At 67.9% G+C, this 22,109-nt stretch carries 22 protein-coding genes; 12 read left to right on the plus strand and 10 right to left on the minus strand.

What is annotated here, in order from left to right:
* The first annotated feature begins 190 nt into the window (after positions 1 to 190).
* Positions 191 to 667 (plus strand): bacterioferritin, encoded by a 477-nt coding sequence (gene bfr / locus ACK4ZD_RS06655; protein ID WP_409659861.1) that lies wholly within the window; start codon positions 191 to 193, stop codon positions 665 to 667.
* A gap of 1 nt (position 668) precedes the next feature.
* Here bfr and ACK4ZD_RS06660 read toward each other — a convergent pair whose 3' ends face one another.
* Positions 669 to 1,310 (minus strand): protein-S-isoprenylcysteine O-methyltransferase, encoded by a 642-nt coding sequence (locus ACK4ZD_RS06660; RefSeq protein ID WP_409659863.1) that lies wholly within the window; start codon positions 1,308 to 1,310, stop codon positions 669 to 671.
* Positions 1,311 to 1,710: 400 nt separating this feature from the next.
* Here ACK4ZD_RS06660 and ACK4ZD_RS06665 point away from each other — a divergent pair, with 400 nt between their 5' ends.
* Both ACK4ZD_RS06665 and hemP read left to right on the plus strand, forming a co-directional pair.
* Entirely contained in the window at positions 1,711 to 1,929 is a 219-nt protein-coding gene (locus ACK4ZD_RS06665) for a bacterioferritin-associated ferredoxin (protein ID WP_409659865.1), read from the plus strand.
* A 138-nt stretch (positions 1,930 to 2,067) separates the two neighbouring features.
* On the plus strand, positions 2,068 to 2,268 hold the full coding sequence (gene hemP, locus ACK4ZD_RS06670) for a hemin uptake protein HemP (protein ID WP_409659867.1): 201 nt from the start codon (positions 2,068 to 2,070) through the stop codon (positions 2,266 to 2,268).
* 103 nt (positions 2,269 to 2,371) lie between these two features.
* Here the strand turns inward: hemP and ACK4ZD_RS06675 are convergent, their stop codons facing one another.
* Complete coding sequence (locus tag ACK4ZD_RS06675) at positions 2,372 to 2,779, minus strand: GlcG/HbpS family heme-binding protein (RefSeq protein ID WP_409659869.1); 408 nt, start codon at positions 2,777 to 2,779, stop codon at positions 2,372 to 2,374.
* Between the two features lie 172 nt (positions 2,780 to 2,951).
* Here ACK4ZD_RS06675 and ACK4ZD_RS06680 point away from each other — a divergent pair, with 172 nt between their 5' ends.
* Complete coding sequence (locus ACK4ZD_RS06680; protein ID WP_409659871.1) at positions 2,952 to 3,644, plus strand: Bax inhibitor-1/YccA family protein; 693 nt, start codon at positions 2,952 to 2,954, stop codon at positions 3,642 to 3,644.
* Positions 3,645 to 3,712: 68 nt separating this feature from the next.
* Here the strand turns inward: ACK4ZD_RS06680 and rlmD are convergent, their stop codons facing one another.
* From rlmD to surE, 5 genes are read right to left on the minus strand one after another with little or no spacing between them, the layout of a single operon-like run.
* Positions 3,713 to 5,068, minus strand: a complete 1,356-nt coding sequence (rlmD, locus tag ACK4ZD_RS06685; RefSeq protein ID WP_409659873.1) for a 23S rRNA (uracil(1939)-C(5))-methyltransferase RlmD — start codon at positions 5,066 to 5,068, stop codon at positions 3,713 to 3,715.
* 40 nt (positions 5,069 to 5,108) lie between these two features.
* Positions 5,109 to 6,119 (minus strand): RNA polymerase sigma factor RpoS, encoded by a 1,011-nt coding sequence (rpoS, locus tag ACK4ZD_RS06690; RefSeq protein ID WP_409659875.1) that lies wholly within the window; start codon positions 6,117 to 6,119, stop codon positions 5,109 to 5,111.
* Positions 6,120 to 6,148: 29 nt separating this feature from the next.
* On the minus strand, positions 6,149 to 7,063 hold the full coding sequence (locus tag ACK4ZD_RS06695; protein WP_409659877.1) for a peptidoglycan DD-metalloendopeptidase family protein: 915 nt from the start codon (positions 7,061 to 7,063) through the stop codon (positions 6,149 to 6,151).
* A gap of 18 nt (positions 7,064 to 7,081) precedes the next feature.
* Positions 7,082 to 7,882, minus strand: a complete 801-nt coding sequence (locus ACK4ZD_RS06700; protein WP_409659879.1) for a protein-L-isoaspartate(D-aspartate) O-methyltransferase — start codon at positions 7,880 to 7,882, stop codon at positions 7,082 to 7,084.
* Positions 7,879 to 8,631: a 5'/3'-nucleotidase SurE gene (surE, locus tag ACK4ZD_RS06705; RefSeq protein ID WP_409659881.1), complete on the minus strand. Its 753-nt coding sequence runs from the start codon at positions 8,629 to 8,631 to the stop codon at positions 7,879 to 7,881. The genes ACK4ZD_RS06700 and surE overlap by 4 nt, the downstream gene beginning before the upstream one ends.
* 93 nt (positions 8,632 to 8,724) lie before the next feature.
* Between surE and ACK4ZD_RS06710 the strand changes: the two genes are divergently transcribed.
* From ACK4ZD_RS06710 to trmB, 3 genes are all read left to right on the plus strand, one after another.
* A complete protein-coding gene (locus tag ACK4ZD_RS06710; RefSeq protein ID WP_409659883.1) occupies positions 8,725 to 9,705 on the plus strand; it encodes an NADPH:quinone oxidoreductase family protein in 981 nt (326 codons plus the stop codon).
* Positions 9,706 to 9,783: 78 nt separating this feature from the next.
* Positions 9,784 to 10,452: a response regulator gene (locus tag ACK4ZD_RS06715; RefSeq protein WP_409659885.1), complete on the plus strand. Its 669-nt coding sequence runs from the start codon at positions 9,784 to 9,786 to the stop codon at positions 10,450 to 10,452.
* Positions 10,453 to 10,486: 34 nt separating this feature from the next.
* Positions 10,487 to 11,209, plus strand: a complete 723-nt coding sequence (gene trmB / locus ACK4ZD_RS06720) for a tRNA (guanosine(46)-N7)-methyltransferase TrmB (RefSeq protein WP_409659887.1) — start codon at positions 10,487 to 10,489, stop codon at positions 11,207 to 11,209.
* A gap of 19 nt (positions 11,210 to 11,228) precedes the next feature.
* Here the strand turns inward: trmB and ACK4ZD_RS06725 are convergent, their stop codons facing one another.
* Entirely contained in the window at positions 11,229 to 12,062 is an 834-nt protein-coding gene (locus ACK4ZD_RS06725) for an undecaprenyl-diphosphate phosphatase (RefSeq protein ID WP_409659888.1), read from the minus strand.
* A gap of 147 nt (positions 12,063 to 12,209) precedes the next feature.
* Between ACK4ZD_RS06725 and ACK4ZD_RS06730 the strand changes: the two genes are divergently transcribed.
* From ACK4ZD_RS06730 to ACK4ZD_RS06750, 5 genes are read left to right on the plus strand one after another with little or no spacing between them, the layout of a single operon-like run.
* Positions 12,210 to 12,878, plus strand: coding sequence for a TetR/AcrR family transcriptional regulator (locus ACK4ZD_RS06730; RefSeq protein ID WP_409659890.1), 669 nt, complete (start codon positions 12,210 to 12,212; stop codon positions 12,876 to 12,878).
* Between the two features lie 14 nt (positions 12,879 to 12,892).
* Complete coding sequence (locus ACK4ZD_RS06735; protein ID WP_409659892.1) at positions 12,893 to 14,044, plus strand: efflux RND transporter periplasmic adaptor subunit; 1,152 nt, start codon at positions 12,893 to 12,895, stop codon at positions 14,042 to 14,044.
* Between the two features lie 12 nt (positions 14,045 to 14,056).
* Positions 14,057 to 17,248, plus strand: a complete 3,192-nt coding sequence (locus ACK4ZD_RS06740; protein ID WP_409659894.1) for an efflux RND transporter permease subunit — start codon at positions 14,057 to 14,059, stop codon at positions 17,246 to 17,248.
* 44 nt (positions 17,249 to 17,292) lie between these two features.
* Positions 17,293 to 17,958: a protein-L-isoaspartate O-methyltransferase family protein gene (locus tag ACK4ZD_RS06745; RefSeq protein ID WP_409659896.1), complete on the plus strand. Its 666-nt coding sequence runs from the start codon at positions 17,293 to 17,295 to the stop codon at positions 17,956 to 17,958.
* A gap of 32 nt (positions 17,959 to 17,990) precedes the next feature.
* The gene (locus tag ACK4ZD_RS06750) at positions 17,991 to 19,343 is read left to right on the plus strand and encodes a TolC family outer membrane protein (RefSeq protein WP_409659898.1); all 1,353 of its coding nucleotides are present in this window, start codon (positions 17,991 to 17,993) and stop codon (positions 19,341 to 19,343) included.
* Here the strand turns inward: ACK4ZD_RS06750 and ACK4ZD_RS06755 are convergent.
* Positions 19,321 to 20,604, minus strand: a complete 1,284-nt coding sequence (locus ACK4ZD_RS06755; protein WP_409659932.1) for a 3-deoxy-D-manno-octulosonic acid transferase — start codon at positions 20,602 to 20,604, stop codon at positions 19,321 to 19,323. The two genes, ACK4ZD_RS06750 and ACK4ZD_RS06755, sit on opposite strands and share 23 nt — an antisense overlap.
* Before the next feature lie 56 nt (positions 20,605 to 20,660).
* A complete protein-coding gene (locus ACK4ZD_RS06760) occupies positions 20,661 to 22,052 on the minus strand; it encodes a phosphomannomutase/phosphoglucomutase (RefSeq protein WP_409659899.1) in 1,392 nt (463 codons plus the stop codon).
* Positions 22,053 to 22,109 lie beyond the last annotated feature (57 nt).

Genomic DNA, 22,109 nt, shown 5'->3' on the forward strand with positions numbered 1-22,109 from the left:
GAACGATTCTCGTTTGCAAATCAAACCCCGGCCTCTGGATGAGAATGCGAACGCTTGTGGCACGCACAAGCAGCTCGAATGCGAGATGAGGGGCATCGCGCAGGATTTGGGACGCCCCCGCGATGGCTTCACAATGGGAGGATCCGCTTCGCATTGGACCCACGATCCACAACAACAGGAGTGCCCCCCCATGAAAGGTGATGCCAAAGTCATCGAGTTCCTCAATGCGCAGCTCAAGAACGAGCTGACGGCCATCAACCAGTACTTCCTGCACTACCGCGTGCTCAAGCACTGGGGCCTGGACAGGCTGGCCAAGAAGGAATACGAGGAATCGATCGGTGAGATGAAGCACGCCGATCGCTTGATGGACCGCATTCTCATGCTCGACGGTCTGCCCAACCTTCAGGACCTGGGCAAGCTGCTCGTGGGGGAGGACGTCGTGGAGATCTTGCACTGCGATCTGAAGCTCGAACAGGCTGCGCAAGGCACGATCAAGGACGCCATCGCTCACTGCGAGACAGTGCGCGACTATGTCTCGCGCGATCTGTTACAGGACATTCTGGACGACACCGAGGAACACATCGACTTCCTCGAAACCCAGATCGAGCTGGTCGACAAGGTGGGACTGCAGAACTACCTGCAGTCCCAGATGGGCGAAACGTCCTGAATCACGGACGGCGGCGCCGCACAGGCCACAGCCGGCCGGTGCGTGACATGTAAGTGCGGTACTCGTCGCCGAAGGCCTCGAGCATCAGCGCCTCCTCTCGGCCCACGCGCAGCAGGTACAGCGCGGCGAAGGCCGCCACCCCGAAAGCCCCGGCCAGCCAGTTGTGCACGAGCAGGGGCTGGGCCAGGGCGAACAGCCAGATCGAGGCATACATGGGGTGGCGCACTCGGGCGTACACCCCTTGCGTGACCAGCCGGTGCTCCTGGTGCACTTCCAGCGAGGGCGACCAATGCCGGCCCAGGTCAGCGTGCGCCCGACGGAAATAGAGCAGCGAGGCCCCCATCATGACCGCACCTACCCACGGCGCCCAGGCCGGCAACCCATAGTTCAGCGCATCGAACCACGGCGTGGCCAACGCCAACATCGGCAAACACAGCAGCCCGAGGAACACGAGGAACATCAGCCACTGCTCGCGCCGGTCCACCCGCTGTATCCGCACCTGGTTGGCCCGGTTGACCTGTACGTGCGGCCAGCGGATGGCCGCCTGGGCCAATGCTGCCACGGCCCAGGCCAGCTCGTGCCAGCGCCAGTCCGCGCCGCGCCGCCAGAAATAGGCCACGATGACCAGCACGAACAGAATCACGGGAAACCAAAATCTCAGGCGAGCCCCATACACCCCCGAGGTCGCATTCGCCCGGTGCCGCGCCGAGGCCGCCTCGATAGGCCTCATGGACGCCCCACCGGCGCCTCGGGACCGAGGAAACATCGACGAAGGAGGAGCGAGTCGGTGGGCTGAGGGAACGAGCACATGGCACTGGCTGGCGGGTCAGGATGCAACACCCCCTGGTGCGCATCGCACCTGCGCAGTATCGCGGCACAGCCGCGACCATCACCTCCCCCAGAAGGGGGGCCGGGGCGCTGGATTCGCAACGAAATGAAAAGTCGCCAGCGAGCGACCTCAAGCCCCTGGTGCCAACATCGTCTTGTAGTGCGAATCATTCTTATTTATACTGAGACCCGTTCCAACCAAACCGAGGACTGCGATGATCGTCTGTGTGTGCCGACGGGTTTCCGACCGCGACATCCAGCACGCGGCACATCGTGGCTGCGGATCCTTTGAGGATCTGCAGATGGAACTCGGCGTGGCCACCTGCTGCGGCCGCTGCGCCGACTGTGCCCGCTCGGTGCTGCTCGCCGCCCAGTCTCGTCCCGCCCAAGGGGCTGGTGCCTCGGCGATGGCGCCCGCCCTGGCCCTGGCGTGAGCCCTGCACCCCATGGACTGGTTGCTCAGCCTTCTCGTCGTGGCCGCGGCCGCCTGGTGGGCTCTCTCGTGCTGAGCCCTTGCCCGTTCAATCCGCTTCGCCCTACAGGATCGCCAGACAAGCGCAAAGGCCTGTGAGATGAAACCGACCCTGAGCCTGCCTCGTTCTTCGCCTGCACGCGTGCCCGCCCCGTCCCGGGATCCCGAGGCCGCGGGCCAGGAAATCACTCTGCCCAGCAGCCGCCTGCTCCAGGGGCGCAAGTCGGTCCAGATCGAGCACAACGGCGCGCTCTACCAACTGCGTGCCACCAAGTTCGGCAAACTCATCCTGACCAAGTAGCTGATGAGCCCGTCCTTGGCCGGGGGCCAGGGGCTTCGTCCCCCCCAGGCCAAGGCATGCGCCGGCTCAGCGATGACCGGCTTGGTCTGTCAGACGCTCCTTGTCAGCCCACGAGGGCGGCGATGCCGGCCCGGGCCACCTGGGCGTCCTCGATGGACTTCACGCCGCTCACCCCCACAGCCCCGACGCACTGCCCTTCCACCATGATGGGCACGCCCCCCTCGAGCAGACCGTGCAGGGTGGGGGCGCTCAGGAACGAGGTGCGCCCCTGGTTGATGATGTCCTCGTACACCTTGCTCTCGCGCCGTCCCAGCGCGGCCGTGTGGGCCTTGGCCGGTGCGATGTGAGCCGAGATCGGCGCCGCGCCGTCCAGGCGCTGCAGCCACAGCAGGTGTCCGCCGTCGTCCACGATGGCGATCGACACCGCCCACTGGTGGGCCAGCGCCTCGGCCTCGGCGGCCTGGGCAATCTTCTTCACGTCCTCGAGCGTCAGTTGGTACTTCTTTTGCATAGATGGTCCTTGTGGAAATCGGTCCGGCGGTCCCCGACCGCCCAGGCACGAGCCTACCCCAGAGTCGGGGCCGCTCCCAGCAGGGAACTCGGATCGTCCGGACCGATCCCAAGGCAGGGCGCACCCCGCAAGGCGCCACGTGACCATCCTGGACGCACAGAGGAGCTGATCGATGAACGAAAGCCTGCATGCCGCCTACACCGGCTCGACCGTCCTGGTCGAACAGCGCAACCGCGTGTTGCGCAACACCTATTGGCTGCTTGCGCTGTCGATGGTCCCCACGGTGCTGGGGGCATGGATCGGCGTGGCAACCGGTTTCAGCTTCTTCGCCGGCAGCCCTTTCATCGGCTTGCTGGTCTTCCTGGCCGTGGCCTTCGGCTTCTTCTTTGCGATCGAGAAGTTCAAGAATTCCGGCGTAGGTGTGGCCCTGCTACTAGGCTTCACCTTCTTCATGGGCCTGATGCTGTCACGCCTGATCGGTGCGGTGCTGGGCATGTCCAACGGGGCCCAGTTGATCATGACCGCCTTTGGCGGCACTGCCCTGGTGTTCTTCGGCATGGCGAGCCTGGCCACGACGATCAAGCGCGACCTGTCGGGCATGGGCAAGTGGCTGATGGTTGGGCTGGTCCTGCTCATCGTGGCGAGCGTGGCCAACATCTGGCTGCAGATGCCTGCGCTGATGCTCACGATCTCGTCGATCGCGGTGCTGCTGTTCTCGGCCTATCTGCTCTATGACATCAAGCGCATCGTCGATGGCGGCGAAACCAACTATGTGACGGCCACGCTGTCCATCTACATCAACGTCTACATGGTGTTCCAGAACCTGCTGGCCCTGCTGGGCGTTCTGGGGGGCGAACGCGAGTAAGCCACCACCCACCGCCCTCATGCGGCGCGGTAGATGGTGCCTGCGCCCGCTTGTGCGTTTAGGGGCGGTCAATCCCTCTCGAACACCGCCAGGCTCTCGACGTGGGCGGTGTGGGGGAACATGTTGACCACGCCAGCGCTGGTGCAGCGGTAGCCGGCTTGATGCACCAGCAGCCCGGCGTCGCGCGACAGCGTCGCGGGGTTGCACGAGACGTACACGATGCGCCGGGGAGGCTGGAAGCCGGGCGCCGTCTCCGGACGCTGGTGCCAATCGGCCAGGGCCTTGCTCAGCGCAAACGCGCCTTCGCGCGGCGGGTCGACCAGCCATTTCTGTGCCGACCCGTAGCGCAGGAGATCGGCCACTTCGAGTTCGAACAGGTTGCGCGCCTCGAAGCGGACACGCCCGTCCAGCCCATTGTGAGCCGCATTCTCGCGCGAGCGCTGCACCAGGGTTTCGCTGCCTTCGATGCCGAGCACCTCGCTGGCATGACGAGCCAGCGGCAGCGTGAAATTGCCCAGGCCACAAAACCAGTCGATGACCCGCTCATGCGGTTGGACATCCAGCAGGCGCACCGCCCGGCCCACGAGCACGCGGTTGATGTGGTGGTTGACCTGGGTGAAGTCGGTGGGCCGGAAGGGCATCTCCACACCGAACTCGGGCAGCCGGTAGGCCAAGGGTGTGTCGGCCGGATCCAGCAGATGGACACTGTCAGGCCCCTTGGGTTGCAGCCACCACTGAACGCCGTGCACGCGTGCGAAGTCCCGCAGCCGGGACAGATCATGCTCGTCAAGGGACTCCAGGTGGCGCAGCACCAGCGCGGTCACGGTGTGCTGGGCCGCATCGCCCACGGCGACCTCGATCTGCGGCAGACGGTCGCGGGCATGCATCCCGGCGATCAGTTCGCGCAGCGGGATCAGCAGGGCGCTGACGTGCGGCGGAAGAATCTCGCACTGGCGCATGTCGGCCACGTAGCTGGACTTGCGCTCATGGAAGCCTACGAGCACCCCCCCTTTCTTGGGTACATGGCGCACCGACAGGCGGGCACGGTAGCGGTAGCCCCAGGTGGGCCCCTCGATCGGCCGCAGCACCTGCTGCGGCCGCACTTTGCCCAGGTGCCACAGGTTGTCCTCCAGCACCCGCTGCTTGACGGCCACCTGGGCCGCCACGTGGAAGTGCTGCATCTTGCAGCCTCCGCAGATGCCGAAATGAGGGCAGCGCGGCGTCACGCGCTGGGAACTTTGGCGGCGCCAGGCCGTGACGATGGCCTGCTCCCATTGGTTCTTGCGGCGCAGGACCTTGACCTGCACCTCCTCCCCGGGCAAGGCGCCTTCGACGAACACCACCTTGCCTTGCGCATCGTGCGCCACGCCCTGCGCCTCCAGATCAAGCGACTCGATGCGCAGCCATTCATTGACTTCACTCATGGCCCGGATTATCCCGCGGCCGCGACCCGGGGCCAGGCCGTTAAAAGATGGAGTCGCGGTCTACACCCTGGCGGATCATGCGGCGCTTGAGCTTGACCAGCGCCTCCTGCTGGATCTGTCGAATGCGCTCGCGTGTGAGGCCCAAGCGCTCGGCCAACACTTCCAGGGTCTCGGGCTCGCGGTCGTGCAGGCCGTAGCGGCCGGCCAGCACCTCGCGTTCCCGCTCGCTGAGATCCTCCAGCCAGGTCTCGAGCAATTGCTCGACTTCGTTGTGCAGCGCCAGGCCCATCGGATCGGTGGCTTGCTCGTCGGCGACCATGTCGATCATCGACTCCGAGGCGTCGCGCTCCAGCGGAGCATCGAGCGAGGTCGGGGTCTCGGCGAACTTGAGCAGTTCAGCAACTTCCTGCACAGGCCAGCCCAGTAGCGCGGCGATGTCCTCCACCCGGGCGGGGCGGTCGCCGTCGGCCAGCCGGTCCTGACAGGATTCGATCTGGCGCCGCGCCTTGAGCACCTGGTTGAGGTCGCGCACCACGTGCACCGGCAACCGCACGAGGCGGGCCTGGTGCATGATCGCGCGCTCGATGCTTTGGCGAATCCACCAGGACGCATAAGTGGAGAAGCGAAATCCCCGGTTCGGCTCGAACTTGCCGATGGCATGCATCAGTCCGAGATTGCCTTCTTCGATCAGGTCCGTCATCGGCAGGCCGCGCCCCAAGTAATTCTTCGCAATGCTCACCACCAGGCGCAGGTTGTGCTCGATCATCGCCTGGCGAGCCTGGAAGTCACCTTCGCGGGCGCGAGTGGCGGTGGCGAATTCCTCCTCCGGCGTCAGCAGCGGGGTGCGACGGATCTCGCGCAGGTAGGTCTGCAAGGTGTTGCCCACCTCGGACTCGCCGGCTTCGAACTCGCGGTCACCGAGGCCTTGGGCTGGCAGCAAGGCCTCGTCGGGCCACTCATGGATCGCCGCAGCCCCCTCCTCGGCCGCCGCGGCCTCGCCCTCCGGCCCAGGCTCGGCATGTCCGTTGGCTTCGACACGCTTCCTGGTCATGGAGGCTCTCCGCCAGCGCTCGCGCGTCGTCAGCGCGGTGGCAGATAGCGAGCCGGGTCGACCGGCTTGCCTTCCTTGCGGATCTCGAAGTGGAGCTTCACCCGGTCGGCATCGGTGGAGCCCATCTCGGCGATCTTCTGGCCGCGCCGCACGGTCTGGTCCTCCTTGACGAGCAGGGCCTGATTATGGGCGTAGGCCGTGAGGTAGCTATTGCTGTGCTTGACGATCACGAGGTTGCCGTAGCCGCGAAGGCCCGAGCCGGCATAGACCACCTTGCCGTCGGCGGCGGCGAAGATCGGATCACCGGGTTTGCCGGCGATGCCCAGGCCCTTGTTGCGCGCTTCGTCGAAACCGGCGATGACCGAGCCGGCGGCCGGCCAAGTCCAGTGAATGTCGTCGACCTCGCGCGCCTGGCCCGGTGCCGCCGGCGCCGGCGCTGCAGCGGGCGGTTGAGGCGGTGTGGCTGGCGCCTGGGCCGGCGGCGCCGGGTTGGCCGGGGCGGATCCGACGGCCGCGGGAGCACGGGCATCCAGCGGACGCGACTCGACCCGCGCAACGCTGACCGGCTTGGGGGCAGCGATCGCGGCGTCGGTCGTCGGGGGCACCACGCGCAGCACCTGGCCCACCTCGAGGACATTGGGGTTCTCGAGGTTGTTCCACTGCATGATGTCGCGCCAGCTCTGGCCGGTCTCCAGGCCCACGCGAATCAGGGTGTCGCCGGGCTTGACGGTGTAGTAGCCCGGCTGGCCGGCGTTGGGGTGGGCCGCAGGCGCGGCGGGCCCGGGACTGCCGTTGGAGGCGGTCACCGCGCCGACAGACCCCGTGAGATTGCGTTCCTCGACCGGGGCTCGATGCCGGGGCGAGGCGCAGGCGGACAGCAGCAAGGCCACCCCCACGCACACGCTCAGGAACCTCCACGAACGGCCTGCGGGACGGAAACTCATGACTTCCTTTTCGAGTGCTCAGGTCGTGCCTGATTTTAAGGGGACGAAGTGGACGGCCTCGTGCTCAGTGCGCACGTAACGCCCGTCACGATGCTCGATCAGCACGAGGATCTGGCCGCCTGCCGGTGAGACGATCGGGGCGACCAGGCGTCCGCCCGGGGCCAGCTGGTCGAGCCAGGCCTGAGGCAGGTGCGCCCCCCCGGCGGCTGCGATGATGCCGTCGTAGGGGGCGTTCGGGGCGTGCCCGAGCATCCCGTCACCATACACCAGGCGCAGGTTGTGACGCCGCATGGGGGCCAGAAGTTCACGGGCCTTGTCATGCAGGGGCCGCAGCCGCTCCACCGAGACGACCTGACGCGCCACCAGGCTCAGCACCGCGGCCTGGTAGCCGCAGCCGGTGCCGATCTCGAGCACCCGGCCCAAGCTCTGCGGCGGACGCCCGCCGGACATCAGCTCGATCATGCGCGCCACCACCGAGGGCTTGGAGATGGTCTGCTGCAGCCCGATCGGCAGACTGGTGTCTTCGTAGGCTTGGTTGGCCAGGGCCGAATCGACGAAGCGGTGGCGCGGCACCTGCAGCATGGCCGCCAGCACGTGTTCGTCGCGCACGCCCTGGGCCCGAAGGCGTTCGACCATGCGACGGCGCACCAGGTCGGAGTCCAGGCCCAGCCCAGCCGGGGTCGCCTGAAGGCGCTGGTCCCGCGCCGCGGCCTGCACGGGCCCTTGTGGGCGCAGCAGACCGTCGGCCGCACGGGGCGCAGAGCCCCTGTCACGGGCCAGTCGCTCCAAGCTGAGCGGGAAGTGGCGCGCTCGCTTCATACACCCTCGGCCAACCATCGGCGCCAAGCCGGCGCAGCCGCGTGGTCTGTCAGGTCGAACTGCAACGGCGTGATCGACACCCTCCCCTGGGCAATGGCGTGGAAGTCCGTGCCTTCCCCGGCCTCGCGCGCATCACCGGCCGGACCGATCCAGTAGATCGGTTCTCCACGCGGGTTGGACTGACGGATCACACCCGCACTGGCGTGGCGCCGCCCGAGGCGGCAAATCTCGCGACCCGTCAGTGTTTCGTAGGGACGGTTGGGGATGTTCACGCTCAGCAAATAGGGCCCCGGCGTCAGCGGACGCGTCAAGGCCTGCTGCACCAGCTCCCGGGCCACGCGGGCCGCCGTGTCCAGGTGATGCCAACCCTTGTCGACCAGCGAGAACGCGATGGCCGGGATGCCGAACAGATAGCCCTCCATCGCTGCAGCCACGGTCCCGGAGTACAACGTGTCCTCGCCCATGTTCGCCCCGTTGTTGATGCCCGAGACGACCAGGTCCGGCCGCTGTTCCAAGATGCCTGTGAGGGCGACGTGCACGCAGTCCGAAGGGGTGCCGTTGACCACGTGATAACCCTCAGAGGAGGTGAACACGCTCAGCGGGCGGTGGATCGTCAGGGCGTTCGACGTCGCGCTGGCGTTCTGCTCGGGCGCGACCACGTCGACCTCGCCCAGATCCCGGCAGGCCTCGACCAGGGCCCGCAGGCCGGGAGCAAGGTAGCCGTCGTCGTTGGCAATCAGGATGCGCATGGCGACGATTGTAGGGACACGTCGCCTCGGTGACGCCGCCGGCATGCCGACGTGCTTATGATGTCCGCGCCCCGGTCCTCAAGGAGACACCACATGCATGCCTGGATCTGTGACAACCCCATTGGCCCGCAAGCCCTCACCTGGAAGGAAGTTCCCACGCCTGAGCCGAAGAAGGGAGAGGTGCGGGTGGCCATCCGCGCGGCCAGCCTGAACTTCCCGGACCTGCTGATCGTGCAAAACAAGTACCAGATGAAGCCGCCTGTGCCGTTCGTGCCGGGGTCGGAGTTTTCCGGTGTGGTGGACGCCGTGGGGGAGGGCGTGACGCACCTGAAGCCCGGCGATGCCGTGGCGGCCTTTGGTGGGCTGGGCGGCTTCGGCACCCATGCCACCGTGCCGGTCTCGCTGATCCTGCCGCTGCCCAGCGGCTTCAGCTTCCCCGATGCTGCCGCCTTCTTGTGCACCTACGGCACCAGCCACCACGCCCTGATCGACCGTGCCGCCCTGCAGCCTGGAGAGACAGTGCTGGTGCTGGGCGCCGCCGGGGGCGTGGGCACGGCAGCGATCCAGATCGCCAAGGCTGCAGGTGCACGCGTGATCGCCGCGGCCTCGTCGGACGAGAAATGCGCGCTATGCCGCGAGATCGGCGCCGATGCCACGATCAACTACGGCGCGGCCAACCTGCGCGAGGAGATTAAAGCCTTGACGGGGGGCCAAGGGCCCGACGTGGTCTATGACCCGGTGGGCGGCGACCTGGCCGAACCGGCCTTCCGCTCCATCGGCTGGCGGGGACGCTATCTCGTGATCGGCTTTGCGCAGGGAAGCATCCCTTCGCTGCCGCTGAACCTGGCGTTGCTGAAGGGTGCGTCCATCGTGGGCGTGTTCTGGGGCGAGTTCGCGCGGCGCGAGCCGCAGCGCAACGCCCGGGCGCTGGCCGAACTGGCCGCCTGGTACGCGCAGGGCAAGATCCGCCCCGTGATCGAGCACCAGTTGCCGATGACCGACCTGCTCCGCGCCTTCGAGCTGATGGCGTCGCGGCAGGTGCGAGGCAAGCTCGTGCTGACCAACGCGGCCTGACCCTCCATTCCGAGGGTGGGGTCCGGCGGCGGCCTGGGCTACCATGGCGCCCGTCCTTCCGCCTTGTTTGCGTATGCCATGGCCATCCCTGTGCTGATCGTCGAAGACAACCCGATGACCCGGGGCTTCCTGGCCCGGGTGGTGCGCGACAGCTTCAGCGATCCGCTGGACATCCGCGAGGCGGGCGACCTGCATGGGGCGCGCCGCGCACTGTCGCAGGAGGGGGCCGAGATCGGTCTGGTGCTGCTCAACCTCGAGCTGCCCGACGGCAGCGGCCTGGACTTGCTGCGCGAGATCGCCGAGCACCCGGCCCTCAAGGTCGTGACCACGCTCTATGCGGACGACGAACACCTCTTCCCCGCCCTGCAGCATGGTGCCGATGGCTATCTCCTCAAGGAAGACCGCTTCGAGGTGTTGGTGGAGGAATTGCAGCGCATCGTGCGCGGCCAGCCGCCGCTGTCGCCGGCCATCGCGCGGCGGCTGCTCACGCATTTCCGCGAGACCGGCTTCAGCAGTTCCCAGTTCGGGGATTCCGACCGCACCCCGCTGGACACCCCCCACCCGGTACCCGAGGGCGAGCGCCTGACGCCGCGCGAGAACGAAGTGCTCTCCTATCTCAGCAAGGGGTTCACGGTCAAGGAGATCGCCGGGCTGATGGGCATCCGCTGGTTCTCGGTGAACGACCACGTCAAGTCGATCTACCGCAAGCTCAAGCTCAGCACCCAGCCGAGGGCCGGCCTCGTCTGAGGCCTCGGGCCCGGGCCCTTAGAATGCCGGCCCGATGAATGCCTCCAGCCCCCCCAGCCCCCCCGGAACCTCCGACGACGCCACACCGGTCCTGCGTCGCGGGGTGCGCAGCTATGTCAAGCGCGGCGGACGCACCACCGAGGCCCAGGCCCGTGCCTTCGCGACCTGGGCGCCCCGTTTTCTTCTGCCCTACCGGCCCGAACCGCTAGACCTGGCCGCCACGTTCGGGCGGGACGCCCCGACCGTGCTGGAGATCGGCTTCGGCATGGGCGAGGCCACGGCCCAGATCGCCCAGACCCTGCCCGGCACGAACTTCCTCGGCTGCGAGGTGCACGAGCCCGGCGTGGGCGCGCTGCTCAAGCGCATCGGCGAGCAAGGGCTGAGCAATGTGCGCATCGTCCAGCACGATGCCGTGGAGGTGCTGCAGCACATGATCGCACCGGCCAGCTTGGCTGGTGTGCATGTCTTCTTCCCCGACCCCTGGCACAAGAAACGCCATCACAAGCGCCGGCTCATCCAGCCGCCGCTGGTGGCCTTGCTGGCCTCGAGGCTGGCCGCTGGCGGCTATGTGCATTGCGCCACCGACTGGCAACCCTATGCCGAGCAGATGCTGGAGGTTCTGTCGGCCGAACCGGCCCTGCGCAACACCGCCGCCGGTTACGCCGCTCGCCCGGACTATCGCCCGCTGACCAAGTTCGAGCACCGCGGCCTGCGCCTGGGTCACGGCGTGTGGGATCTGGTGTTCAAGCGCACCTGACGGCGCCCCCGCCCGCCGCTCAGACGCGCCAGTCCACCCAGCCGGCCCAGGCGGTGCCCAGCACGAGCAAGCCGAAGGCGATGCGGTACCACGCGAAGACCACGAAGCTGTGACGCGCGACGAAGTGCAGCAGCCAGCGCACGCACAACCAGGCCGACAGCCAGGACACCGCCAGTCCCACCGCGAACCAAGGCAGGTCGGAGACCGACAGCAGGTGCCGGTGACGTGCGAGGTCGTACACGGCAGCCCCCACGATCATCGGAATGGCGAGGAAGAAGCTGAACTCCGTAGCCGCCTTGCGCGACAGGCCCAGCAGCATGCCACCGATGATCGTGGCCCCGGAGCGGCTGGTGCCGGGGATGAGCGCCAGACACTGCACCAGCCCCACTTGGAGGGCATCGCGCCAGCCCACCTCGTCGGCCTCGTGGATGCGCACGTGCCGGCCATCGCGCTGCCAGCGCTCGGCCCACAAAATGACGACACCGCCCACGATGAAGCCCAAGGCCACCACGATCGGGTTGAACAGCACCCCCTTGATGATGTCGGCCAAGAGCACTCCCATCGTCGCCGCCGGCGCAAAACCGAGGAGCATGTTCAGGACGAACCCGCGCGCGCGCGGCTCGCCTTGGGGCAGGCCCAGGGCCACCTCGCGCAGCTTGGCGGCATAGACCGAACATACGGCCAGGATCGCACCGACCTGGATCGCGACCTCGAAGACCTTGATCTTCTCGCCGGTCCATCCCAGCAACGCTCCGGTCAGGATGAGGTGCCCGGTGGAGGAAATGGGCAGGAACTCCGTCAGTCCCTCGACGAGGCCCATCAGGGCGGCTTTCCACAGCAGCTCGAACTCCAAGACCAGTTCCTTCCCTTGAACCCTCGATCGGGCAGGCCGACATCATAGCGGCGTCGGACGGACGCACCGACAGACTGCGCGGCGCCGCCGACTTGACCCACCGAGCTCAGGGGGCTACATTACTGACTCAAGAGTCAGTATTTCGCCATGCTCACATCCACCCCTGCGGTCGCCCCCCCCGCCGAGCCGGCCCGCAAGCGCCGCAAGGAGGCCCGTCCCCAGGAGCTCCTGGACGCTGCCCTCGAGGTCTTCGTCGAGCGGGGTTTCGCGGCCAGCAAGATGGAAGACGTTGCCAGCCGCGCGGGCGTGTCCAAAGGCACCGTCTACCTCTACTTCCCCAGCAAGGAGGAGCTGCTCAAGGCCGTCATCCGCCACAACCTGTCGCTGACGATCGCGCAGGGGGGCGACTTGGCGGCGCAGTTCCCCGGCCCGACCGACGAGTTGCTGCGCGTGCTCGCGATGAGCTGGTGGGAGCGGGTCGGGGAGACACAGGCCTCGGGCATCTTCAAGCTCATCATCACCGAGGTGCGCAACTTCCCGGAGTTCGCGCAGTTCTACGCCGCCGAGGTGATCGAGCCGGGGCGGCAACTGCTGAAGGCCCTGCTGCAGCGTGGCATCGATCGCGGGGAGTTCCGCCCGGTGCCGCTGGAGGACACGGCCTATGCGCTGATCTTCCCGATGCTCATGCTGTGCTTGCACAAGCACTCCGTCGGTGCTTGCTCGGGTGACATCGCCACACAAGATCCGCGGGCCTTCATCCTCAACCATATCGACCTGATGCTGCACGGCCTGTGCCGCACCGGGACATCGCCTTGACCCGGCCACTTTCGATGAACCGCTATCTCCGACGCGCCCTGCCCTGGCTGATCGTGGGCCTGCTGCTGCTCGGCCTGGTGCTGGGCGTGATCCGCGCGGTCAAGGCGCGTCAGTCGCTCGCGCAGACGGCCCCCTCCGAGGCGACGGTGTCGCTGGTGGAGCTGGCCCCGTCCGACCTGGTGGAAGTGCAACGCCATGAACTGGGCCGTAGCATTGCCGTCTCCGGCGGTCTCAAGGCAGTGCGCACCGCCCAGGTCAAGGCCAAGGTCGCCGGCGAGCTACAGGAACTGGTGGTGCGCGAGGGCGAGTCGGTGCGTGCCGGACAGGTTCTGGGACGCATCGATCCCACCGAGTATGCCGCCCGCCTGAGGCAAGCGCAGGAACAGGCCGCGTCCGCGCAGGCCCAATGGGAGATCGCCGAACGCACGCTGGCGAACAACCGTGCGCTGGTAGACCAGGGCTTCATCTCGCGCAATGCGCTGGAGACCTCGATCTCGAACGCGGCGGCGGCTCGTGCCGCCGTGCAGCAGGCGCAGGCCGGCGTGGATCTGGCGCGCAAGGCGCTGGATGATACGGTGCTGCGTGCGCCGATCGCGGGCCAGGTCTCGGTGCGAGCCGCCCAGCCGGGCGAGCGTGTGGGCGTGGATGCACGCATCGTCGAGATCGTCGACCTCTCGAGCCTGGAGCTGGAAGCGGCGGTGCGTGCGGAAGAGGTCGTCGGGCTGAGCCCGGGCGCGCGCGCTCGCTTGCGCGTGGACGGCCTGGACGAGACGCTGGACGCCACGGTGGTGCGCATCAACCCCAGCACCCAGCCCGGCACCCGCGCCGTCCCGGTTTACCTGGCCGTGCAGGCCCATCCCGCCCTGCGGCAGGGCCTGTTCGCCACCGGCCAGATCGAACAAATGCGTCGACACACGCTGGCCGTGCCCGAGTCGGTGCTGCGCCATGACGAGGCACGGCCCCATGTGCTGGTGCTGCGCGAAGACCGGATCGAGCTGCGCGAGGTGATCCTCGGCGAGTCGGGGCAGTCCGCCGCCGGCCAGCGAGTCGTGGAGATCCGCTCCGGCCTGGCCGAGGGCGAGCGCGTGCTGGCCGGCTCGGTGGGCAGGGTGCGCGATGGCGTGCGCGCACGGGTGACCTCGGTGGCGCCGTCCCCGCAACGCTGAGGCGGCTGCCGCATGTGGTTCACCCGCGTCTCGATCAGCAACCCGGTGATGGCCACGATGGTCATGCTGGCCTTCGTCGTGTTGGGCCTGTTCTCGTACCAGCGGCTCAAGGTCGACCAGTTCCCCGACATCGAGTTCCCCATCGTGGTGGTCCAAGTCGACTATCCCGGCGCCTCGCCCGAGATCGTCGAGACCGAGGTGACGCGCAAAGTCGAGGAAGCCGTCAACTCGATCGCCGGCATCAAGAAGCTGTACTCGCGCTCCTATGACAGCCGCTCGGTGGTCATCATCGAGTTCAACCTCGACGTCGACGATCGCCGTGCCGCCGACGATGTGCGCGAAAAGATGTCGATCCTGCGCCCGTCCCTGCGCGACGAGGTCGAGGAACCACGGGTGCTGCGCTTCGACCCTTCGGGCCGGCCGGTCTACATCCTCGCCCTGACCTCGCCAGACGGCTCGCGCAGCGCGCTGGAGCTGAGCACCTACGCCGATCAGACGCTCAAGAAGCGTCTGGAGAACGTGCCGGGGGTGGGCTCGGTCTCGCTGGTGGGCGAGGTCCGCCGCGAGATCAATGTCTACCTGCGGCCGCAGGCGATGGAGGCGCTGGGGGTCACGGTGGAGCAGGTCGTCAATGCCGTGCGCACCGAGAACCGCGACCTGCCCGCCGGCGCCCTGCGCTCGCGCGAGTCCGAGCGGGTGGTCCAGATCAATGCCCGCATCCAGCGCCCCGAGGACTTCTCCCGGATCATCGTTGCACGGCGCGGCTCCGGCGGCAGTGTGCCGGTGACCCTGGGCCAGGTGGCCGAGATCGTCGACGGCCCTCAGGAGATCGAGACACTGGCCCTGTACAACGGGCAGCGCACCTTGGCGCTCACCGTGCTCAAGGCCCAGGGGCAAAACACCATCGAAGTGGTCGATGGATTGAACCGCGTGGTCGATGAGTTGCGTGGCGAGCTGCCCCGAGGCATGGCGCTGGAGGTGGTCAGCGACGGCTCGCGGCCCATCCGGGTGGCGGTGAAGAACGTGCGCCAAACGCTGATCGAGGGTGCGGTGCTCACGGTGGCCATCGTTTTCCTCTTCCTGAATTCCTGGCGCTCCACCGTCATCACCGGCCTGACACTGCCCATCGCACTGATCGGCACCTTCGGCGTGATGCATGCCTTTGGCTTTTCCATCAACATGGTCACGCTGATGGCGCTGAGCCTGTGCGTGGGTCTGTTGATCGACGATGCCATCGTGGTACGCGAAAACATCGTGCGGCACATGCAGATGGGCAAGGGCCCGCGCGAGGCGGCGCTGGACGGCACCAACGAGATCGGCCTGGCCGTGCTGGCCACCACCTTGTCCATCGTGGCCGTCTTTCTGCCCATCGGCTTCATGGGCGGCATCATCGGCAAGTTCTTCCACGAGTTCGGCATCACGATGGTCGCGGCCGTGATGATCTCGATGTTCGTGAGCTTCACGCTCGACCCGATGCTCTCGAGCGTGTGGCACGACCCGGCGGTGATGCCGCACGCCAGCGCCCGACGCAGTTTGTACGACCGCACGCTGGGCCGGCTGACGGGTGCGATGGACCGCTTCTCCCACTGGCTGGGCGAGGCCTACCAGCACATCCTGGCCTGGTCGCTGCAGCACAAGGCCGCTACGATGGGCATTGCCGCCGCCAGCCTGGTGGCGAGCTTCGCCCTGGTGCCGCTGCTGGGCACCGAGTTCGTGCCCAAGGCCGACTTCGGCGACACCAACGTGAGTTTCTACACCCCCACGGGCTCCTCGCTGGAGGCCACCGAGGCCAAGGTGCGGCAGGTCGATGCCATCTTGCGCGAGTTCCCCGAAGTGCGCTACACGGTGGCCACGATCAACACTGGCTCGGCCCCTGACAAGAACCAGGCCAGCCTCTACGTGAGGCTGGTCGACCGCGATCAGCGCGAGCGCAACGTCGACCAGATGTCGGTACCGCTGCGCGAGCGTCTGGCTGCGGTGCCCGGCATCACCGTCACCCAGGTGGGGCTGCTCGACGCCGTTGGCGGGCAAAAGCCCATCTCGCTGTCGCTGCAAGGCAATGACCTGCAGGAACTTCAGCGCCAGACCCAAGCCCTTCTCGAACGCCTTCGCGCCATCCCCGGCCTGGTGGACCTGGACACCAGCATGAAGCCCAACAAGCCCACGGTGGACGTGCAGGTGCGTCGGGAGGCCGCCTCCGACCTGGGCTTGAGCGTGGGGGCTCTCACCACCAGCCTGCGGGCCTTGGTGGCTGGCCAGACGGTGGGCAACTGGCGCGCCGAGGACGGTGAAAGCTACGACGTGAAGGTGCGACTGGCACCGCAGGCGCGACAGCAGGCCGAGGATCTGGCGGCCCTGGGTCTGGCCGTCGGTCAGAACGCCGACGGCAGCGCCCGCATCGTGCGGTTGTCGCAGGTGGCCGATCTCGTGCCCTCGGTGGGCCCGAGCCAGATCAACCGGCGCGACCTGCGCCGCGAGGTCGAGATCACCGCGAACGTGTCGGGACGCTCGCTGGGCGAGGTGTCGGCCGACATCCGTCGCGCCATCGAGGGCCTGTCGCTGCCGGCAGGCTACCGGATCAGCTTCGGCGGCTCCACCCGCGACATGCAGGAATCGTTCGCCTATGCGCTGTCGGCGCTGGGACTGGCTGTGATCTTCATCTACATGATCTTGGCCTCGCAGTTCAAGAGCTTCGTGCAACCCATCGCGCTGATGTCCTCACTGCCGCTGACACTCATCGGCGTGGTGCTCATGCTGCTCGTGTTCGGCTCGACGTTGAACATGTTCTCCATCATCGGCGTGATCATGCTGATGGGCCTGGTGACCAAGAACGCCATCTTGCTGGTGGACTTCGCCAATCGAGCCCGCGAAGGCCATGGCGCCGAGGGGCTGGACGGTCGCCGACTCGCCCGCGAAGAAGCGCTGATGATGGCCGCGCGCGTGCGCCTGCGCCCCATCCTGATGACCACGCTGGCCATGGTCTTCGGCATGGTGCCGCTGGCCTTCGCCCTGTCCGAAGGCGCCGAGCAGCGCTCTCCAATGGGCCAGGCGGTGATCGGCGGCGTGGTCACCTCCTCATTGCTGACGCTGGTCGTCGTGCCGGTCATCTACTGCTACCTCGACGACCTGGCCGCCTGGCTGCGGCGCAAGCTCGTCCGGCCCTCCCTGCCTGACGGCGCAGACGCCTCTGCAGTGCCGAAATAAAATCCGGATCTTCCCTAGCACACCGTCCCGACGAGAACCCGTCCATGAACATCGAGCAAGCCCGCTTCAACATGATCGAACAACAGATCCGCCCCTGGGAGGTGCTGGATCCGTCGGTGCTGTCGCTGCTGTCGGTGGTGCGCCGCGAGGACTTCGTGCCTGCGGCTTACCGGTCCCTGGCCTTCGTCGATATGGAGATCCCGCTCCTGGAGGGGGGTGCCCGAGGCATGTGCATGCTGCAGCCCAAGGTCGAGGCCCGTCTGCTGCAGGAGCTGGCGATCGGCAAGCATGAAAAGGTGCTGGAGATCGGCGCCGGCTCGGGCCACATGGCCGCCTTGCTGGCTCACAAGGCCCTGCGCGTCCTGACGCTGGAGATCCATCCCGAACTGGCCCGCATGGCGGCCGACAACCTGCGCCGCGCCGCCATCCACAACGCCGAGGTACGCCACGCCGACGGCTCCAAGGTCACGCTGGCTGAAGGGCCGTTCGACGCCATCCTGGCCTCGGGCTCGGTGGCCCAGGTGCCGCAGCAACTGCTCTCACAGCTCAAGATTGGCGGACGGCTCGCCACCATCGTCGGCCAAGAGCCGGTGATGCGTGCCGTCATCGTCACCCGCACCGGCGAACGCGAGTTCCGCAGCGTCGAGGTCTTCGACACCGTGGCCCCGCGCCTGCAAGGTTTCGACGAACCGTCCCGGTTCAGTTTCTGATCGCCCCCTTTCACAACGACGAGGATTTCCCCATGCCTCAACGCCCGACCTCCGTGGCCTTGGCTCGCCGCAAGTCCCGACTCCGCCCGTTCGTGCTCGGTTTGGGCCTGCTATGGACCATGGGGGCCGGCGCCCAGAGCCTGGTCGAGGTCTACGAAGCCGCCCGGCAGTACGACGCCACCTACCTGGCGGCCCGTGCCCAGGCCGAATCGGCCGAGTTCCGCGCCGCGCAGGCCGGTGCCTTGCGGCTGCCCACCGTGGGCGTGGGAGCGTCGAGCACGCGCACCGAGACCGATCCGGCCCAGGGCCCGGACCTGTCGGGTACGGCCCATCAGCTCGCCCTGCAGGCACGCCAGCCGCTGTTCAACCGCGGCAACGGGGTGAGCATCGACCAGGCCGACAAGACGCTGGAGATCTCGCGCGCCGAGCTGGCCAATGCGGAACAGGACCTGATCGTGCGGGTGGCCCAGGCCTATTTCGACGTGCTGGCGGCCCAGGATGCACTCAATACCGCGCGGGCCAACAAGACGGCGATCGCCGAACAGCTGGCCTCGGCGCGACGCAACTTCGAGGTCGGTACGGCCACGATCACCGACACCCGCGAAGCCCAGGCCCGCTTCGACCTGGCCGGCGCCCAGGAACTGGCGGCCGAGAACGAGCTGCGCACCCGCCAGCTTGCGCTGGACCAGCTCGTGGGCCGCAGCGGCGTCACGCCGCAACCGCTGGCCACGCCGGTGACCCTGCCCACGGTGGCACCGGCCGACCCCGAAGCCTGGGTGGCGCGAGCGCTGGAGTCCCCCAACGTCCGGCGCGCCGCCCTGGCCTACGAGATCGCCCGACTGGAAACCGAAAAAGCGCGCGCCGGACATCTTCCCACGGTGGACCTGATGGGCACGCTGGCACGCAACCGCAACAGCGGCACACTCTACGAAGCCCAGCGCACGGCCGGTAACGTCACCAACGCCAGCGTGGGCGTGCAGCTCAACCTGCCGCTGTTCGCGGGCTTTGCCGTCCAGAACCGCGTGAAAGAGACGCTCTCTCTGGAAGAGAAGTCCCGCAACGACCTGGAGGCGGCGCGGCGCAGCGTCTCGCTGGGCACCCGCCAGGCCTATCTCGGTGTGCAGTCGCTGCAGGCTCAAGTGCGGGCCCTCGAAGCAGCGGAGGCCTCTTCCAAGCTGGCACTGGAGGCCACGCAAACAGGATACCGCGTCGGCGTGCGGGTCAACCTGGACGTGCTCAACGCCCAGACCCAGCTCTTCTCGACCCAGCGAGATCTGGCCCGCGCGCGCTACGACGTGCTGGTGGGCAGCCTGCGGCTGCGCCAGGCCGCCGGCGTGCTCTCCGCCGAGGATCTCGGGGCCATCAACGGTCTGCTGGCACGTTGAGCCGCCCGGCCGGGGGCAGCAAGGCGAGTATGTGCTCGGCCATGCGCCTGGCTGCCCCTCGATGGGCGGCGGCAAAGCGGCTGGCCCGCGCCGCCATCGCGTCGCGCTGCGCGCCGGAGATCGCCAGGGCGGCTGCCCGGGGAACCCCCTGCGCCAGGGTCTCGACCCGGCAGGCCGCTCCCGCCCGCAGCGCCAATTCGGCCGCCTCGGAGAAATTGAAAGTGTGAGGCCCCATCACGAGAGGACAGCCGCAGGCGGCAGCCTCGATCAGATTCTGCCCCCCCAGCGGCTCGAAGCTGCCACCCAGCAGCGCCACGTCGGCGGCCGCATAGTACGCCGGCATCTCCCCCAGACTGTCACCCAGGCAGACATCGGCCCGGCCGGCGCCGGCCTCGGGCATCGCCGTGCCCCATTGCGAACGCCGCACGACGCCCAGGCCCGCCGCCTCCACCAGGGCCGCCACCTCCCGGAAACGCTGCGGATGCCGCGGCACCAGCAGCAGCAGCGGCCGCGGCCAGGGCAGGGCCTGCCAGGCCTGTAGCAAGGCCGCCTCCTCGCCCTCGCGTGTGCTGGCCGCCAGGACCACCGGCCGCGGTGAACCCGCCTCCCAGGCCGAACGCCAGGCGCGCCCGAGGGCCAGCAACGAGGGTTCCGGCGCCATGTCGAACTTCAGATTCCCGCAGACCTCGACCCGAGCCACGCCAGCCTCGCGCAAGCGCGCGGCATCATCCTCGGTCTGCGCCAACGCAAGCTGCAGGCTGCGCGCTGCCGGCCGCATCAGGGCCCCCAGACGATGGCCTCGCCGCAGGCTGCGTTCGCTCAGCCGCGCATTGACCAGCACCATCGGCACGCCCGAGCAGGCGGCGGCGTGCTGGAGGTTGGGCCAGACCTCGGTCTCCATCAACAGCCCCAGCGCTGGACGATGATGGGCCAGGAAACGCGCCACAGCGCCAGGCGTGTCGAACGGCAGCCAGACCTGGCGGTCGCCCGGCTGCAGCAGAGCCCGTCCGGCCTCACGACCCGTGGCCGTGCCATGAGTGAGCAGCAAGCGCAGCCCCGGGCGACAGGCCCTCAGGGCTTGCACCAGCCCGGCGGCCGCGCGCGTCTCGCCCAGGGAGACCGCATGCAGCCACACCGCCCCCGCAGACGCCGGCGGGTCGTCATACCAGCCCAAGCGCTCAGCCAACCGGTGGCGATAGAGCGGCTCATGGCGCCCGCGCCACCACAACCGGGCCAGATACAGCGGCTGCAGCAACCACATCGCCGCCGCATAGGCCTGGCGGGCCCAGCGTTCGGACGGGCGAACCGCCGGTTCGGTCAATGCGCTGCCCCGCCGATGCGGGCATCGGGTTTCACTTCACGCACCGCGGCCAAGAACTGCTCGCGGATGCGCGCCAATGCCGCAGGCGTATGGCCCTCGAAGCGCAGGACGAGCACCGGCGTGGTGTTGGAAGCGCGCACCAGGCCGAAGCCATCGTCATACTCCGCGCGCAGGCCGTCGATGTCGACCACCTCGCGCGCGCCCTCGAAGCGGGCTGTCTGGCGCAGCCGCTCGATCAGGCGATGGTGCTCGCCCTCGGCACAGGCGATATTGAGCTCGGGCGTGCTATGGCTGGTGGGCAGTGCATCGAGCACGGCACTGGGATCCTCGTAGCGGCTCAGGATCTCCAGCAGCCGCGCGGCCGTGTAGGTGGCGTCATCGAACCCATACCATCGTTCCTTGAAGAAGACATGCCCGCTCATCTCGCCTGCGAACGGCGCGCCGGTCTCACGCAGCTTGGCCTTGACGAGCGAATGGCCCGTCTTCCACATCAACGGCACGCCGCCGGCCTCGCGGATCACCTGAGCCAAGCGCTGGCTGCACTTGACGTCGTAGATGATGGTCGCGCCGGGGTTGCGCTGCAGGATGTCGCGCGCAAAAAGCATCATCTGGCGGTCCGGGTAGATGTTGTGGCCGTCGCGCGTGACCACGCCCAGGCGGTCACCGTCGCCGTCGAAGGCCAGGCCCAGTTCGGCCCCGTGCTCGCGCACGGCGGCGATCAGATCGGCCAGGTTCTCGGGCTTGGACGGGTCGGGGTGGTGGTTGGGGAAGTCGCCGTCCACCTCGGAGTAGAGCTCGATCACCTCGCAGCCCAGGGCGCGCAAGATGCCCGGCGCCGAAGCGCCCGGGATGCCATTGCCGGAATCGACGACGACCTTCATCGGACGGGCCAGCGTCACGTCGCTGCTGATGCGCCGGGTGTACTCGGGCAGCACGTCCAGCCGATGCACGCTGCCCTCGCCTTGCACGTAATCTTCGACCTCCATCCGGCGGCGCAGGCCCTGGATCTCGTCGCCGTAGATGGCGCGCCCGGCCAGCACCATCTTGAAGCCGTTGTAGTCCTTGGGGTTGTGGCTGCCCGTCACCTGGATGCTGGAATGGCAGCCCTGGTCGCCTCGCGTGGCAGCCACGTAGTAGCTCATCGGCGTGGTCACGGCGCCCAGGTCGATGACATCGACGCCGGTAGCGCACAGGCCCCGGACCAGCGCGGCCGACAGCGACGGACCCGACACCCGCCCGTCACGGCCCACCGCCACGGCCCTTTCGCCGATCGCCCGCGCTTCGGTCCCGAAGGCGCGGCCCAGGTGCTCGGCCACGGCCTCGTCGAGGGTGGTCCCGACGATGCCACGGATGTCGTAGGCCTTGAAGATCGATGCGGCTGGCTGCACGGTGGTCCCTTCTGTCCGGTCTGGTCCAATCGTCCATTGTAGGGAGGGTCGCCATCG

It is taken from the genome of Caldimonas sp., from assembly GCF_046291045.1.
GTDB lineage: Bacteria > Pseudomonadota > Gammaproteobacteria > Burkholderiales > Burkholderiaceae_C > Caldimonas.

What these genes read in the sequence shown, in the direction of transcription:
- ACK4ZD_RS06730 (WP_409659890.1), top strand. Translation starts at nt 12,210, where the DNA reads ATGCTCACATCCACCCCTGCGGTCGCCCCCCCCGCCGAGCCGGCCCGC.
- trmB (WP_409659887.1), top strand. Translation starts at nt 10,487, where the DNA reads ATGAATGCCTCCAGCCCCCCCAGCCCCCCCGGAACCTCCGACGACGCC.
- hemP (WP_409659867.1), top strand. Translation starts at nt 2,068, where the DNA reads ATGAAACCGACCCTGAGCCTGCCTCGTTCTTCGCCTGCACGCGTGCCC.
- ACK4ZD_RS06665 (WP_409659865.1), top strand. Translation starts at nt 1,711, where the DNA reads ATGATCGTCTGTGTGTGCCGACGGGTTTCCGACCGCGACATCCAGCAC.
- ACK4ZD_RS06675 (WP_409659869.1), bottom strand. Translation starts at nt 2,779, where the DNA reads ATGCAAAAGAAGTACCAACTGACGCTCGAGGACGTGAAGAAGATTGCC.
- ACK4ZD_RS06715 (WP_409659885.1), top strand. Translation starts at nt 9,784, where the DNA reads ATGGCCATCCCTGTGCTGATCGTCGAAGACAACCCGATGACCCGGGGC.
- bfr (WP_409659861.1), top strand. Translation starts at nt 191, where the DNA reads ATGAAAGGTGATGCCAAAGTCATCGAGTTCCTCAATGCGCAGCTCAAG.
- ACK4ZD_RS06735 (WP_409659892.1), top strand. Translation starts at nt 12,893, where the DNA reads ATGAACCGCTATCTCCGACGCGCCCTGCCCTGGCTGATCGTGGGCCTG.
- ACK4ZD_RS06755 (WP_409659932.1), bottom strand. Translation starts at nt 20,604, where the DNA reads ATGTGGTTGCTGCAGCCGCTGTATCTGGCCCGGTTGTGGTGGCGCGGG.
- rpoS (WP_409659875.1), bottom strand. Translation starts at nt 6,119, where the DNA reads ATGACCAGGAAGCGTGTCGAAGCCAACGGACATGCCGAGCCTGGGCCG.
- ACK4ZD_RS06700 (WP_409659879.1), bottom strand. Translation starts at nt 7,882, where the DNA reads ATGAAGCGAGCGCGCCACTTCCCGCTCAGCTTGGAGCGACTGGCCCGT.
- ACK4ZD_RS06745 (WP_409659896.1), top strand. Translation starts at nt 17,293, where the DNA reads ATGAACATCGAGCAAGCCCGCTTCAACATGATCGAACAACAGATCCGC.
- ACK4ZD_RS06680 (WP_409659871.1), top strand. Translation starts at nt 2,952, where the DNA reads ATGAACGAAAGCCTGCATGCCGCCTACACCGGCTCGACCGTCCTGGTC.
- ACK4ZD_RS06750 (WP_409659898.1), top strand. Translation starts at nt 17,991, where the DNA reads ATGCCTCAACGCCCGACCTCCGTGGCCTTGGCTCGCCGCAAGTCCCGA.
- ACK4ZD_RS06740 (WP_409659894.1), top strand. Translation starts at nt 14,057, where the DNA reads ATGTGGTTCACCCGCGTCTCGATCAGCAACCCGGTGATGGCCACGATG.
- ACK4ZD_RS06710 (WP_409659883.1), top strand. Translation starts at nt 8,725, where the DNA reads ATGCATGCCTGGATCTGTGACAACCCCATTGGCCCGCAAGCCCTCACC.
- ACK4ZD_RS06695 (WP_409659877.1), bottom strand. Translation starts at nt 7,063, where the DNA reads ATGAGTTTCCGTCCCGCAGGCCGTTCGTGGAGGTTCCTGAGCGTGTGC.
- surE (WP_409659881.1), bottom strand. Translation starts at nt 8,631, where the DNA reads ATGCGCATCCTGATTGCCAACGACGACGGCTACCTTGCTCCCGGCCTG.
- rlmD (WP_409659873.1), bottom strand. Translation starts at nt 5,068, where the DNA reads ATGAGTGAAGTCAATGAATGGCTGCGCATCGAGTCGCTTGATCTGGAG.